The 14,254-nt window shown below is 72.0% G+C and carries 14 protein-coding genes; 4 read left to right on the forward strand and 10 right to left on the reverse strand.

The annotated features are described in order from the left end of the window. Positions 1 to 7 precede the first annotated feature (7 nt). Positions 8 to 3,334: an error-prone DNA polymerase gene (locus H5965_RS01975; RefSeq protein ID WP_310967448.1), complete on the forward strand. Its 3,327-nt coding sequence runs from the start codon at positions 8 to 10 to the stop codon at positions 3,332 to 3,334. 3 nt (positions 3,335 to 3,337) lie between these two features. On the opposite strand, the gene H5965_RS01980 is transcribed toward H5965_RS01975, so the two are convergent. From H5965_RS01980 to H5965_RS02000, 5 genes are all read right to left on the reverse strand, one after another. After that, entirely contained in the window at positions 3,338 to 3,481 is a 144-nt protein-coding gene (locus H5965_RS01980) for a hypothetical protein (protein ID WP_310967450.1), read from the reverse strand. Positions 3,482 to 3,556: 75 nt separating this feature from the next. Further along, positions 3,557 to 3,829, reverse strand: coding sequence for a TetR family transcriptional regulator (locus H5965_RS01985; RefSeq protein ID WP_310967451.1), 273 nt, complete (start codon positions 3,827 to 3,829; stop codon positions 3,557 to 3,559). 92 nt (positions 3,830 to 3,921) lie between these two features. Then, positions 3,922 to 4,947, reverse strand: a complete 1,026-nt coding sequence (locus H5965_RS01990) for an alpha/beta fold hydrolase (protein WP_310967453.1) — start codon at positions 4,945 to 4,947, stop codon at positions 3,922 to 3,924. A gap of 4 nt (positions 4,948 to 4,951) precedes the next feature. Continuing rightward, entirely contained in the window at positions 4,952 to 5,311 is a 360-nt protein-coding gene (locus H5965_RS01995; protein WP_310967454.1) for a hypothetical protein, read from the reverse strand. A gap of 14 nt (positions 5,312 to 5,325) precedes the next feature. After that, entirely contained in the window at positions 5,326 to 5,826 is a 501-nt protein-coding gene (locus H5965_RS02000; RefSeq protein WP_310967455.1) for a TetR/AcrR family transcriptional regulator, read from the reverse strand. A 153-nt stretch (positions 5,827 to 5,979) separates the two neighbouring features. Here H5965_RS02000 and H5965_RS02005 point away from each other — a divergent pair, with 153 nt between their 5' ends. Next, positions 5,980 to 8,013 (forward strand): cellulose binding domain-containing protein, encoded by a 2,034-nt coding sequence (locus H5965_RS02005; RefSeq protein WP_310967457.1) that lies wholly within the window; start codon positions 5,980 to 5,982, stop codon positions 8,011 to 8,013. An 18-nt stretch (positions 8,014 to 8,031) separates the two neighbouring features. Here the strand turns inward: H5965_RS02005 and H5965_RS02010 are convergent, their stop codons facing one another. Beyond that, positions 8,032 to 8,433, reverse strand: a complete 402-nt coding sequence (locus tag H5965_RS02010) for an SRPBCC family protein (RefSeq protein WP_310967458.1) — start codon at positions 8,431 to 8,433, stop codon at positions 8,032 to 8,034. A 53-nt stretch (positions 8,434 to 8,486) separates the two neighbouring features. Here H5965_RS02010 and H5965_RS02015 point away from each other — a divergent pair, with 53 nt between their 5' ends. Next, positions 8,487 to 8,903: a MarR family transcriptional regulator gene (locus tag H5965_RS02015; protein WP_310967459.1), complete on the forward strand. Its 417-nt coding sequence runs from the start codon at positions 8,487 to 8,489 to the stop codon at positions 8,901 to 8,903. 781 nt (positions 8,904 to 9,684) lie between these two features. Here H5965_RS02015 and H5965_RS02020 read toward each other — a convergent pair. Both H5965_RS02020 and H5965_RS02025 read right to left on the reverse strand, forming a co-directional pair. Beyond that, positions 9,685 to 11,082 carry a S8 family peptidase gene (locus H5965_RS02020; protein ID WP_396136853.1) on the reverse strand — a complete coding sequence of 466 codons (1,398 nt, stop codon included), beginning with the start codon at positions 11,080 to 11,082 and terminating at the stop codon, positions 9,685 to 9,687. 63 nt (positions 11,083 to 11,145) lie between these two features. Beyond that, positions 11,146 to 11,385 carry an SCO4848 family membrane protein gene (locus H5965_RS02025; RefSeq protein ID WP_310967462.1) on the reverse strand — a complete coding sequence of 80 codons (240 nt, stop codon included), beginning with the start codon at positions 11,383 to 11,385 and terminating at the stop codon, positions 11,146 to 11,148. A 43-nt stretch (positions 11,386 to 11,428) separates the two neighbouring features. On the opposite strand from H5965_RS02025, the gene H5965_RS02030 reads away from it, so the two are divergent. After that, complete coding sequence (locus H5965_RS02030) at positions 11,429 to 12,673, forward strand: D-alanyl-D-alanine carboxypeptidase family protein (RefSeq protein WP_310967464.1); 1,245 nt, start codon at positions 11,429 to 11,431, stop codon at positions 12,671 to 12,673. On the opposite strand, the gene H5965_RS02035 is transcribed toward H5965_RS02030, so the two are convergent. Together H5965_RS02035 and H5965_RS02040 are read right to left on the reverse strand one after the other, a co-directional pair. Beyond that, positions 12,670 to 13,107 carry a helix-turn-helix domain-containing protein gene (locus tag H5965_RS02035; RefSeq protein WP_310967465.1) on the reverse strand — a complete coding sequence of 146 codons (438 nt, stop codon included), beginning with the start codon at positions 13,105 to 13,107 and terminating at the stop codon, positions 12,670 to 12,672. The two genes, H5965_RS02030 and H5965_RS02035, sit on opposite strands and share 4 nt — an antisense overlap. Then, a complete protein-coding gene (locus H5965_RS02040) occupies positions 13,104 to 14,213 on the reverse strand; it encodes an acyl-CoA dehydrogenase family protein (RefSeq protein WP_310967467.1) in 1,110 nt (369 codons plus the stop codon). Before H5965_RS02040 ends, H5965_RS02035 begins: the two co-directional genes overlap by 4 nt. Positions 14,214 to 14,254: the final 41 nt, after the last annotated feature.

A 14,254-nucleotide genomic window follows, 5' to 3' on the forward strand; every position in this document is an offset into this window, starting at 1 on the left:
GCCTGCTTTGGCGTTCAACAATCCGCGTGTGCCGTGGTCCGAAGTGGAGCGGATCGCCTCCGGGCGGCCGCCCGTTCCCGGGGACGGCAGCGACGCCCCCGCGTGGTCGCGCAAGCGGGAGGGGTACGCCGGTGCGCCACCCGATCTCGTGGACCGGCGTGGCCGCGACGACGGCGGCGACCGGATCCGGGCGCCCTACGCCGAGCTGCACGTCCACTCCAACTTCAGCTTCCTCGACGGCGCCTCGCACCCCGAGACGCTCGTCGAGGAGGCCGCGCGGCTCGAGCTCGACGCGCTCGTCCTCACCGACCACGACGGCCTGTACGGCGCCGTCCGGTTCAACGACGCCGCGCGGGAGCTCGGGGTGCGGGTCGGGTTCGGGGCCGAGCTTTCGCTCGGGCTGCCCGCGCCGCAGGGCGGGGTGCCCGATCCGGCCGGGTCGCACCTGCTCGTGCTCGCCCGGCAGCAGACCGGCTACCACCGGCTGTGCCGCGTCATCTCCCGCGCCCAGCTCGCCGGCGGGGAGAAGGGACGGCCCGTCTACGACTTCGACGAGCTCGCCGACGAGCTGGCCGGGCACGTCGTCGTCCTCACCGGCTGCCGCAAGGGGGCCGTCCGGCAGGCGCTCGCGCGGCAGGGCCCGGCCGCCGCGCGGGCCGAGCTGGCCCGGCTCGTGGACCGGTTCGGGCGGTCGCACGTCGCCGTCGAGCTGATCGACCACCGGCTGCCTGCCGACGAAGCCGCCAACGACCTCCTCGACGCGCTCGCCAAGGACCTCCGGCTCCCGACGGTGGTGTCCAACAACGTGCACTACGCCCGCCCGGAAGACGCCGTCGTGGCGGACGCGGTCGCCGCCGTCCGGGCCCGGCGGTCGGCCGAGGACCTCGACGGGTGGCGGCCGCCGTCGGGACAGGCGTTCCTGCGGTCCGGGATGGAGCAGCGGCGCCGCTTCGAGCGCCGCTACCCGGGCGCGGTCGGCCGGGCCGCGGTCCTGGGCGTCGAAGTGGCGTTCGACCTGCAGCTGGTCGCGCCGGACCTGCCGCCGTTCCCGGTCCCGGCCGGGCACGACGAGATGTCGTTCCTGACCGAGCTGACCTGGCGGGGCGCGCGGAAGCGCTACGGCACGCGCGAGGAGAACCCGAAGGCCTACGCCCAGCTCGAGCACGAACTCGCCGTCATCGGCAAGCTCGGCTTCCCCGGCTACTTCCTCGTCGTCTGGGACATCGTCCGGTTCTGCCGGGAGGCGGACATCCTGTGCCAGGGCCGTGGATCGGCCGCGAACTCCGCGGTCTGCTACGCGCTGGAGATCTGTCACGCCGACCCGGTGCGGTGGAACCTGCTGTTCGAGCGGTTCCTCGCGCCGGAGCGGGACGGGCCGCCGGACATCGACGTCGACATCGAGTCCGGCCGCCGCGAGGAAGCCATCCAGTACGTCTACGAGAAACACGGCCGGTTCCACGCCGCGCAGGTCGCCAACGTCATCACCTACCGCGCGCCCTCGGCGATCCGCGACGCGGCGAAGGCGCTCGGCCACAGCCCCGGGCAGCAGGACGCCTACGGGAAACTCGTCGACCGCTGGGGCGGCGTCGCCGCGACCAGGCAGCAGGCGGCCGGGTCGATCCCGGACGACGTCCTCGACCTGGCCGCGCGGATCGAGGACTTCCCGCGCCACCTCGGCATCCACTCCGGCGGCATGGTGCTTTCGAAGCAGCCGGTGTCCGAAGTGGTCCCGGTCGAGTGGGCGACCATGAAGGACCGCAGCATCCTGCAGTGGGACAAGGACGACTGCGCGACCGTCGGGCTGGTCAAGTTCGACCTGCTCGGCCTCGGCATGCTCTCCGCGCTGCACCACATGATCGACCTCGTCGCCGAGCACCACGGATCCACTGTGGACATCGGGAAGCTGGACCTCGCCGACCCGGCGGTCTACGACATGCTCTGCGAAGCCGACGCCGTCGGGGTGTTCCAGGTGGAATCCCGGGCCCAGCTGGCCACGCTGCCGCGGCTGCGGCCCCGGAAGTTCTACGACCTGGTCGTCGAAGTGGCGCTGATCCGGCCCGGCCCGATCCAGGGCGGCTCGGTGCACCCCTACATCCGCCGTCGCCGCGGCGACGAGGAGTGGGAACACGCGCACCCGCTGCTGGCCGCGTCACTGGACCGCACCCTCGGCGTGCCGCTGTTCCAGGAGCAGGTGATGCAGATGGCGGTCGACGTCGCCTCGTTCACCGCCGCCGAGGCCGACCAGCTGCGGCGGGCCATGGGCGCCAAGCGGTCCAGCGCCAAGATGAAGGCCCTGATGGCGCGGTTCTTCCGGGGCTGTGCCGCCAACGGCCTCGACCGCGAGCTGGCCACCCGGATCTTCGAGCAGATCCACGCCTTCTCCGGCTACGGTTTCCCCGAAGCGCACTCGATGTCGTTCGCGCTGCTCGTGTACGCGTCGGCGTGGTTCAAGCGCTACTACCCGGCCGCGTTCTGCGCCGGGCTGCTGCGCGCGCAGCCGATGGGCTTCTACAGCCCGCAATCGCTGGTCGCCGACGCCCGCCGCCACGGCGTCCGCGTCCGCGAGCCGGACATCAACGCGAGCCTCGCCGGCGCCACCCTGGAACCGGACGCCGCCAGCACCGGCGGCGTCGCGCTCCGGCTCGGTCTCGCCGCGGTCCGCCACCTCGGCGAGGACGTGGCGACGCTGGTGGTGGCCGAACGGGAGGCGCACGGACCGTATACGAGCATCGGCGACCTGACCCGCCGGGTGCGGCTGAAGAGGAACGCCGCGGAGGCGCTGGCCACGGCCGGGGCGTTCAGCGGCTTCGGCGGCGACCGGCGCCAGGACCTGTGGGCGGCCGGCGCGGCGGCGGCGACCCGGCCGGGTCACCTGCCCGGCCTGGCACCCGGTCTCGACGCCCCGGCGCTGCCCGGCATGACCCGGCTGGAGGTGACGGCGGCGGACCTGTGGGCGACGAGCGTTTCCCCGGACAGCCACCCGGTGGAGTACCTGCGCGAGCTGTTGGACAAGCGCGGCGCGATCACGGTCGCCGAGCTCATGCGGACGGAAGACGGAACACGCGTGTGGGTGGGCGGAGCGGTCACCCACCGCCAGCGCCCGGCGACGGCCGGCGGCATCACGTTCCTCAACCTCGAAGACGAGACCGGGATGGCCAACGTCCTGGTCTCGCCGGGACTGTGGCGACGGCAGCTGCTCGTGGCCCGCACGAGCGCCGCGTTGCTCGTCCGCGGGCAGGTCCAGGCGAGCGAAGGTGTGGTCACGCTGGTGGCCGACCGCATCGAAAACCTCGAACTGGCGGTGCGCACCGGCCCCTCGCGCGACTTCCGGTGACCGTCACCGGATCAGCTCGGCCGAGAAGTGTTCTTCCCGCCCCCGTAGGGCACGCAGAATCCCCTGCTCCTCGGCGCGGTAGCGGTTCTCGAATTCGGGCTCGCCGGGGTGGACGCCGAACAGCCGGTGAGCGACGTCGCCGAACACGGCGGGGGCAGCGACCGCGCCGAGCAGGAGAAGCTGCAGGGTGGCCGGATCGAGGTCGCTGCCCAGCTCACCGCGTTACAGCCGGTGGCGCAGCCCGCGCCAGGCCAGCAGCCGCATCGGCCGGGGGTCGCTCAACGCGTCGTGCAGGTAGCGCGCCAGGCTCTCGGCCAGCGGCAAGCCGGGTTCGGCGAATCCGTCGCGGCGGTGCAGCCAGGCCCGTTGCACCGCCCGGTACAGGCCCTCCTTGCCGCCGAAGTGGTAGGCGATGAGGTCCTTGCTGACCCCAGCGCGCTCGGCGATGTCCCGCACCCGAGCCCCCGCGAATCCCTTCTCGGAGAAGTCCTGCAACGCCGCCGAGCCGGGCCGGTTCCACCACGCATGTTCATAGACAACGGTCTAACCGCATCAGACAACTGTCTGACAAGCTTTGGCCGCCGAAGTCACCCGGCGAACCGGCGCAGGGCCGTGAGCACGGCCGGGGCGAGGCTGTCCTGGTGCTCGGCGTCGTGCAGGAGGTGATCCACTCCGGAGAGGGGCACCCGGCCCGGCCCGCCCGCGTGGGCGCGGCGCAGCGCGGCGGTCAGGGCATCCGTTGTGGTGCAGGGGACTTGCCCGTCTTCGGTGCCGCAGGTCAGCAGCACCCTGGTCCCCGGCCGCAGGGCTGCCGCGGTGTCCGGCGGGTAGACGGCGTCGTCGCTGTCCACGAACCGGCTGCTCAGGCCCTGGAAGGCCGTGAAGAGCTGGGCGACGGCGGGCGGCAGGCCGGTGGGGTCGACCGGCCGGTGTTCGCGTAGGGCGGTGACGGCGGCGTCGATCGCCGCGTCGATGGTGTTCCGCTGCTCCGGGGTGAGCTGGCCCTGCCGGGCCGCATCGGCGACCTGGGCGTGCAGTTGCAGCGCGACCAGGTCCAGCAGGCGGATCGCCTGCGGCTGCAGCAGTCCCACGCCGGCCGGGCGCGGGCGGGCGGTGCCGCCGAGCAGCAGCGCGGTCATCGCGCCCTCGCTGTGCCCGACGACCATCAGCGCTTGCGGGTCGGTCTCCGGCTGGTTGCGCAGCACCCGGTAGGCAGCCGTGGCCTGCCGGACGAACGCCGGGTAGTCGAGCGTTTCCGGGTGATCGCGGTAGGCGCCGAGCCCGGTCCGGCCGGTGCCGTACTTGTCGAACCGCAAGGTGGCGACCCGGTCGTTGCCGAGCGCGGCGGCCACCTGCGCCAGGGTGTTCGGGGTCGCGTGGGGTGGCTGGTCGCCGTCGCGGTCGGTGGGGCCGCTGCCGGGCAGCAGCAGTGCGGCGTGCAGCCGTTGCCCGGGACGGTGGGCGGGAATGTGCAGGGTGCCGTACGTCGCCGTTCCGTCGACGGTGAAGACGACTTCGCGGTCGGCGGCGGGCACCAGACGCGGTGCCGCCTCGGCGGGGGTGGCGGTCACGACGGCCAGCGACAGCACGGCCGCGGCGAGGTGGGGGATCATCGGTCTACTTCTTCCGGGCCAGGGTGTTCTCGACCAGCGCGACGGTCTCGCGCGGGTCGTCGACCTGGAGGACCAGGCGGGCGTAGCGCTCGTCGGCGAGTTCGATCACGACGGCCTTCGACGCGTCTTTGACGTCCCAGAAGACCTTTTCGCCGTCGAGGTGGAACGTGCCCGCCGTGATCACGCCGGGCAGGTGGGCGCCCGGCGCGCGGATCCCCTTGGGATCGGCGGCGATGCCCGGGTCCGCGGTCGCGCCGCGGACGTTCGCCAGCGGGATGGTGAGGCTGCTCTTGAAGGCCCAGAGCTTGTCGAGACCCTCGATCACGACCACGAGGTCGTCGCCGTCGATGTGGACCAGTGCCATGGTGGTTTCCTTTGTCAGTCGGAAGAATCGAAGCGTTGGGTGAGCGCGGCGCCGACCCCGCCGGGGTTGCCGCGCAGGAGGATGCCCAGCGCGGCCGCCGTGAGGGCGGCGGCGAGGGCGGGGGAAAGGCCGAGCGCGTCGGCGATCGCCTGGTCGATGGCGGCCAGCGCCGCGGCCACCTCGGTGGCCACCTCCTCGTCGGCCGGTGCCCGTTCGACGACCGCGAGCAGCAGCAGGCCGAGGTCGGCCGCGGTGACGAGCTGCAGCGCGGTCGCGGCATCGGGTGCCGCGGCGAGCGCTTCGGTCAACGGCCGGACGTCGTCGGCGAGGTGGCGACGCAAGGCGATCAGGTAGAGGCCGCGCTTGCTGCCGAACGTCTTGTACAGGCTGTTGCGGTGCACGCCGAGGTGGGTCACGAGGTCGTCGACGGACACCCCGTCGTACGCGCGGCCACCGAACAACTTCACGGCGCTGCGCACCACTTCGTCCTCGTCGAACGCTCTCCGCCTGCCCATGCCGGAACCCTAGCGTTTTGAGGAACGATCGGTCAAGAACGATCGTTCCTCAAAATTCGAGTGCTTCCGTTGACTTCGGGCCCCCTCGGTGGTTCTCTCGCTGAGAGCGCTCCCAGTCATCCGTTCGTGCCCGACGAGTGAGGATGGACCTTCATGACAGCTCGACGTCTGCGCTGGGCAGCGTGGCCGGTGATCGCCGTGCTCGCCGCGGCCGTTCCGGCCGCCGGCACCGCCGGGGCGGCGACCACGCCCGCGGCGACGGTCACCGTCAACGCCCGAGCCGGGCTGGCGACCATGCCGGACACCGGGATCGGCATCAACCACGCCGTCTGGGACAGCCAGCTGGGGACCGACGAGGTGGCCGACCTCTTCGGCGCCGCCGGTGTCCGCACGATGCGCTACCCCGGTGGGTCCTACGGCGACATCTACCACTGGAAGGACAACACCGCGCCGGGCGGGTACGTGGCGCCGAACACCGATTTCGACACTTTCATGGGCGGCGTCCGGAGAGCCGGGGCCCAGCCGATCATCATCGCCAACTACGGCACCGGCACCCCGCAGGAAGCCGCGGACTGGGTGCGGTACGCCAACGTCACCAAGGGGTATGGCGTCAAGTACTGGGAGATCGGCAACGAGCTGTACGGCAACGGGCACTACGGCGCGAACTGGGAAGCCGACAACCACGCGGACAAGAGCCCGACCGGCTACGCCAACGGCGTCGTCGCCTACGCCGACGCGATGAAGGCCGCCGACCCGTCGGTGAAGATCGGGGCGGTGCTGACGACCCCGGCGAACTGGCCCGACGCCATCGTCGGTGCCGGTGACACCGCGAGCTGGAACCAGACCGTGCTCTCGATCGCGGGCCCGCACATCGACTTCGTCATCCTGCACTGGTACCCCACCGGCTCGACGGCGGCGGAGGCGCTCGCCAAGCCGGAGCAGATCGACGACATGATCTACCTGACGCGCGAGCAGATCGCCCGGTACGCGGGCCCGAACTCCGGCCGCATCGGCATCTCGATGACCGAGACCAACACGCCGGTCGGCATGAACACCCAGCCCGGTGCCCTGTTCGCCGCCGACACCTACAGCTCGCTGCTGGCGAACGGCGTGTTCACGATCGACTGGTGGGACACGCACAACGGGCCGACCAAACTGTCCACAGTGGCCGGTTACCCGGACTACGGCGACGGCGGCCTGCTCTCCAGCGGCACGTGCCTGGACGGCGGCGGCTGCGAACCCCCGCTCAACACCCCGTTCGCGCCCTACTACGGCCTGAAGATGCTGAGCACCTTCGCGCATCCCGGCGACCAGTTCGTCCGCGCGGGAGCGGACGACCCGCTCGTCGGCGCGCACGCCGTCCGCCGCCCGAACGGCGACCTCGCCGTGCTGCTGCTCAACAAGGACCCCGACCAGGCCAGGGCGGTCACGCTGGACTACGCGGGCTACACGCCGGCCGCGGGCGCGCCGCAGGTGTTCACCTTGACCAACGGCGCGACGTCCATCGGTAGTGCCACGAGCGGCACGAGCACGTCCCAGACGCTGCCGCCGTATTCGCTGACCACGGTGGTGCTGCACCCCGCGACCGCGGCGGCCGCCGCCCCCGGGAAGCCCGGGCAGCCGACCGGCACGGCGACCGACCGGACGGCGACGATCAGCTGGCCCGCGGCCGCGCCCGGCGCCCACCCGATCGCGAAGTACGAGGTCTACCGGCAGGTCGGCGCGGTGAGCGAGCAGTGGGGCGAGACCACCGGCACGTCCCTGGGCGTCGGGAACCTGGTGCCGGGCAGCCGGTACACGGTCAACGTCCTGGCGCGCGACACGGCCGGCAACGTGTCCGCGGCCTCCCCGCCGCTGACGTTGACGACCGGCGCGCCGGCGTCGAGCAGTTGCACGGTCCGGCTGACCGACAGCACCGACTGGGCGAGCGGTTTCGTCGGCGGCATCCACCTCACCGGCACCGGCGTGGTGGGGGACTGGACGCTGACGTTCACCTGGCCGACCGCCCGGCAGAAGCTCACCAGCGGCTGGAGCGGAACCTGGGCGCAGAACGGCACGACGGTGACGGTCTCGTCGTCGGCCCCGCCGGCGGCCGGGGTGGACGTCGGGTTCACGGCCGACTACAGCGGGCCGAACATCCTGCCGACGGCGTTCACCCTGAACGGCGTCCTCTGCGCGGCGGGCTGACTCGCGGGTCTTTCCTCCTCACCGGTGGCTCTCGACGCGCTCGCGCACGGCCCGCAGTTCCTCACCGACGACCGCCATCTGCGCGTCGACCGCCGACGGGTCGGTGTCCGGGGGGAAGAACAGGCTGAAGATCAGTTCGGCGCCGGCCAGGTTCGGCACCACGCGGGTGAACAGGCCCAGGGTGGGGGAGTCGGCGCTGACGACGTCGACGACCCCGTGTTCGGCCGCGACCCGCACGGAGACCCGCTGCGGGCCGCGTTCGGTGTGGACGCGCCAGATGTCGTCGTGCTCGTGGTCGACGGCGCTGGCGAACCCGGGCGCCCATTCGGGCAGGTGCCGCGGATCGCCGAGGTATTCGACGACCCGCGCGGGCGAAGCGGCGACGGAGATGGTGCGGGTTTCGGCGCGTCCCAGTGTCATGCCGGAAACGATACGCACCTGCGTATGATTTGTCGAAGCGTAAAATCCCACCGGTGAACGAGGACGACGATCTCGGAGCCCTCTGCGCCGGGGCGGGCCGCAACCTGGCCGAAGCCGAGCGGCCGGTGCTGGAGAGGCACGGCCTCTCGATGTGGCAGTACGTGGTGCTGACGGCCCTGGCCGCCGGATCGGCGCCCAGCCAGCTGGTCTTGGCCCAGCAGATCCGCTACGACAAGACCCGCTTGATCGCGTTGCTGGACGCGCTCGAGGCGGAGGGCTTGGTGGTCCGTGAGCCGGACCCGGCCGACCGCCGGGCGAGGGTGGTCCACTTGACGCGGGAGGGAGCCACCCGGCACGCGGCGGTCCGGTCCGCGATCCGGGAGGTGGAGGACCGAAAGCTGGCGGGGCTGCCACCGGAGGTCCGGCAGGTGCTGCGGTCGGCTTTGGCGCATCTGGCCAACTCGGTTTGATCAGCGGAGGCGCCCGGGGGCGGCCGCCTCCGGACCGGCGGCCGGGGGCGCGAGCCGGGGGGCGCTGTGAACCGGCGGCCGGAGGCGCGAGCTGGCCACGGCATCGCCTCCCGCAGACCGGCGGCCGGGGGGCGCGAGCCGGGTTGGGCTGTGAACCGGCGATCGCAGCGGCGGCCGACCACAGGCCACCTCCGGACCGGCGACCGGCGGCCGGCGGCGCAAGGCAGCCACGGCATCGCCAACCGGCGGCCGGGGGCGCAGGCCGGCCACGGCGTCGCCACCTGCGAACCGGCGGCCGGGGGAGCAGGCCGGCCACGGCATCGCCACACGCGAACCGGCGGCCGGGAGCGCGAGGAGACCAACGACGTCACCAGACCTCCCCCGCCCCTCATCCCAGCCTTCTCTTCAGTCGGCGACCGGGTGTGTCAAGGCACGCTTTCCCGCCTTGACACACCCGGTCGCCGACTGAGAATCCCACCGGAGGGGCGGGGGAGGTCGGACCCGCTCTGCCGCGGCAAAGATTTCTGCCGCGGCAGAAAGACAAAAGCGTCCTCGCCGGACAGGCAGGCTCCGGGATGACCACCGGCTACCGCTGTCAACCCACGTTGAGGAGGTGGGCCGCAGGGTGGTCATCCCGTCGCCTGAACGAGGCCTATCACTTTGAGCCGGGCCCGCAAGCCCGCGTCGTCAGCCAGCCCCGCGCTGTGGGTTGCGGGCCCGGCTCAAAGTGATTTGACGGCCTCAGGCGACGGGATGACCACCCAGCTCCTCTATTTCTGCGTCAGCGGACTGCGTCCAGGGCGTTCACCAAGCCGTGGCCGTAGTACGAATTGTTCTTCGCCGGGCCTGTGCACGCCTCTTCCGTCGATGCGCACTTCACCACGTCCGCTTCGCTCTCCAGGATCTGCGTCAGGAACCTCGGGGATGCTCCGCGGAACTTCGATGCCAGGAGCGCCGCTACCCCTGCCGCGTGGGGGGATGCCATCGATGTTCCGCACTTCGAGCCGTACTGGCCGCCGACCACCGATGACAGGGGGCAGGCCGGGCCCGCTCCTTCCGGCGGTGACTGCTCGAACGCGCCGCCCGGGGCCGTTACCTCGATCTCGCCGTAGTTGCTGAAGTCCGACTTCGTGCCCGCGTAACCGACCGAGGACACCGTCACCACTTCGTCAGCCATGCCCGGGAGGATGGCGCACGACGCGTCCACCGGGTGCGGGCGGTTCTTGTCCGTGGTCTGGTTCGTCAGGTCCAAGCTGTCGTTGCCCGCCGCCGCCACGTTGAGCACTCCTCGGTGCGTCGAGTACGCCACCGCCCTGCGGATCGCCTCGAACGCCGCCGCGTCTCCCGGCTGCTTCGGGCAGTAGAACATCCCCGGGTCGATGTAGTAGCTGTTGTTCGTCACCGCGAAGCCGTGCTCCGCCGCCCAGACGAAGCCGCAGACCGCCGACTCCGGGAAGATGTAGCCCGCGTCGTTGACCACCTTCACCGAGGCCAGCCGGACGCCCGGGGCGATGCCCGTGAAGCCCGCCGCCGGGTCCTTGCCCGCGATCGTGCCCGCCACGTGCGTTCCGTGGTCCGAAGTCGTCGGCTGCCACGAGGCCGGCGTCAGGTCCGGCGCGCCCGTCACGCAGCCCGCCGACGAACGAACGTCGAGGGCCGCCTTGAGCGCCGGGTGCGTTGCCTCGATGCCCGAGTCGAGCACGCCGACCGTCACCGCGCGGCTGCCCTGGTAGATCTTGTTGGCTTCCGGCGCGTGGATCGCCTTCATGTCCCACTGCTGCGCGGACAGGTCACCGGCCGCGGCGACCGAGCGGGTGTCCTCCAGCGTGCGCACCGCGCCCAGCGAACGGGCCGAGGCCGCGGCGCCCTGGGAGGCCACGTCCTTGGCGCCCGAATAGGCCCGGTAGACGCCGATCTTCTGCTGGAAGTCCGCATTGCGCGAGCTGGCGATCGCGACGCCGATCGGCGCGTAGTACGCGACCTTCGTGCCGCACTTGGCCGCCAGCTCCTTGTCGACGGCCGACGCGCGGGTGCCCGGCTGGTACGTCACGACGTAGGTGTACGGCGTGCTCGTCGTGTCGCAGGCAACCGGCGCGGCCTCCGCAGCCGGGGCCACCGCGAACAGGCCGCCTCCGACGGCCAGCGCAAGCGGGGCCGCCATTCGACGTAAACGGGACATTCCACCTCCAGGGTCTGTGGCGTCAACCTAAACCGGCCCCGGAAGCCGCGCCACCGACCAAAGTCAGGAGGAGACCCGCGCGGTCGCCCGGACGCCGCGCCAGCCGAGCACGCCGATGATCGTGCCGAGCACGAACGAAACGACGGTCAGCACGGCGTGCACCACGAAGTAGGCGGTGGGCGAGCCGTCGGGGGTCCAGGCCCGGTCGCTGTCCCACAGGTTCTTGGCGAAGGTGATCCAGATGATCCACGACCACACACCGAAGGCCAGCAGGAACAGCGAGGTGCCGCGTGAAATGCGCATGCCCCGTAGTATGCGGCGGCGGTCGCGACGCTAGATTGCGTGGGTGCACTCCGTTGTTTCCCGGTCGCTCAAGGTCTTCACGACGACGCTCGCCGCCGCCCTCCTGGCCCTGAGCTCGCCGGCGCTGGCGGCCGCGGCGCCGCAACAGGGTCAGTGCGCGAACCGCCAGGCACCCCCGCCGCCGGTCGACACGTCGGAGAAGCCCGCGCCGGGCAAGCAGGCCCCGGCGCCGCTGGCGGTGCCGGCGGTCCCGGTCGGCGGCCCCCGGATGGCCGAATGCGGCCTGATCACCCCGGACGGCGCGCTCAACCCGCCGGACGGCAACACCGCGGCGTCCTGGGTGGTGCAGGACCTCGACACCGGCGCCGTGGTCGCGGCGAAGGACCCGCACGCCCGGCAGCGGCCCGCGTCGCTGATCAAGACGCTGCTCGCGCTGGTCGTCGTCACCCAGCTGGACCCGCAGCAGCCGATCGTCGCGACGAAGGAGGACGCCGAGCAGGAGTGCACCTGCGTCGGCCTCGTCGCCGGCGGCCGGTACACCGTCGACCAGCTGCTGCACGGCCTGCTGATGCACTCGGGCAACGACGTCGCGCACGCGTTCGCCACGGTGCTCGGCGGGGTCGACGCCACGGTGGCGAAGATGAACGCGCTGGCCGCGAAGGTCGGCGCGCTCGACACGCGCGCCGCGACGCCCTCGGGCCTGGACGGGCCGGGCATGTCGACCTCGGCCTACGACCTCAGCCTGATCTTCCACTACGCGATGAAGCAGCCGGAGTTCGCGAAGGTCGTCGCGACGAAGAGCTTCGAGATCCCGGCGACCGGCGGCAAACCGGCCATCCCGATCTTCAACGACAACAAGCTCCTCGGCGTCTACCCCGGCTTCCTCGGCGGCAAGACCGGCTTCACCGACGACGCCCGGCACACCTACGTGGGCGCGGCGCAGCGCAAGGGCAAGCGCCTCGCGGTCGTCATGCTGCGCGCCGAGCAGAAGCCGACGAAGGTGGTCGACCAGGCGGCGAAGCTGCTCGACTACGGCTTCGCGCTCGAGGAGGACCGGGCCGTGCCGGTCGGCCAGATCACCTACCAGGCACCGGCCGCGACACCGTCGAGCGAAGATCCGTCCGTGCTCGCCGACGGCGGCACCGGCAACAGCGGCACGTCCTCGGCCGCGTCGGCGGCGAAGGAGGACCCGTTCGGCGTCACCGGCTGGATCATCACGCTGGTGGTGTTCCTGATCATCGTCGGCGGGTTCGTGGTCGGGCACCAGCGCAAGAAGGCCGCGGGCTAGCGGAAACCGGGCCCCGGCTCGGGCGTCACCCGATCGGTGGCGATCGCGCCGCCGCAGTGGCCGCAGGCGACGTACGTCCCGCCGATCTCCCCGCAGTCGTGGTGCCGCAACAGGACCGGTGGTCCCTCGGGGCCGGCGAGGTGCCGGTCCCCCCACTGCATGAGCGTGACGACGGCACCGAAGAGGTCCCGCCCGGCGGCGGTCAGCACGTATTCGGGCACCGGGTCGACCCGCTCGAGCACACCGGCGTCGACGAGGGTCTTCAGCCGCGCGGACAACGTCGGGCGTGGGATGGACAGGTTGCGCGCGAACTCGCCGTAGCGGCGCACGCCGAAGAACGCCTCCCGCAGGATGAGCAGGCTCCACCGCTCGCCGACCAGGTCGAGCGCGCGGCCGACCGAGTCCGCCGTGAACCGGTGCTCCAAGCCGGTCACAGCTGTTCCGTCCGGGCCGGGACGCCCAGCAGGAGCTTGCCGGAGAGCTCGTAGCTGGCCGGGTTGACCTGGAAGTGGGCGGTCGCGGTGTGCGCGTCGCGGAACCGGCGTTGCAACGGCGAAGTCTCGTAGATCGCCGCGCCGCCGCCGAGGTCGTACATGCTCTCGGCGACCTTCGCGGCGGTACGCGTCACGTGTGTCGCAGCGAGCCGGAGGCCCAGCTTGAGCGCGTCCGGGACCGGTTCGCGGCCCTGCGCGGCCTGCCAGGCGTCGTCGATGCTCGTGTAGAAGAGCAGCCGCGCGGCACGCAGGGCCGCTTCGGCCTCCGCGACGGCGGCTTGGGTCGCCGACCGCTCGGCCAGCGACCGGCTGGAACCGAGCGGGGTGCGCGTCGAGGCGAGTTCGACGAGGTCGTCGATGGCGCCGCGCGCGTTGCCCAGCGCGGCGGCCGCGACGGACAGCGCGAAGAACCCGAAGAGCGGGAACCGGTGCAGCGCAACGGCTTCCGGCGGCGGACCGGCCAGCACCGAGAAGACCCGGTGATCCGGGACGAACAGGTCGTCGGCGACGCAGTCGTGGCTGCCGGTGCCGCGCAGGCCGTTGGTGTGCCAGGTGTCGAGCACCGCGATGTCGGCCTTCGGCAACGCGGCGACGTAGAGCGCCTTCTCGTGGACGAACCCGGCGAAGAGCCAGTCGGCGTGCGGGATGCCGCTGCAGAAGGCCCATCGGCCGGTGACGAGGTAACCGCCGTCGATCTTCCGGCCGCTCCCGCGTGGCGCCCAGACCCCGGCGGCGACCGTGCGCAGGTCTCCGAAGACCTCCTCGGCGCACTTCCGCGGGGCGTAGGCCGAGAGCAGGCTGCTGGTCACGGCGATCGAGACGCGCCAGCCGGCGGAGGCGTCCCCGCGGGCGACCGTCTCGGCGGTTTCGAGGCTGACGGCGGGCGGCGCTTCGGGGCCGCCGAGGTAGCCGGGGACGCCGGTGCGGAACAGCTGGGCGTCGGTCAGCTTCGCGACCAGTTCGGGCGGCAGGGCGCGCTGCCGCTCGGTGACCGGGGCGAGGGTCTTGGCGAGGTCGGCACACTCGCGGGCGGCGTCCAGCAGCACGAAACCCTCCGGTTCAGATTTCTTACCGGTTCAGTTTCTTT

The organism is Amycolatopsis sp. 505 (assembly GCF_031625235.1).
Classification (GTDB): domain Bacteria; phylum Actinomycetota; class Actinomycetes; order Mycobacteriales; family Pseudonocardiaceae; genus Amycolatopsis.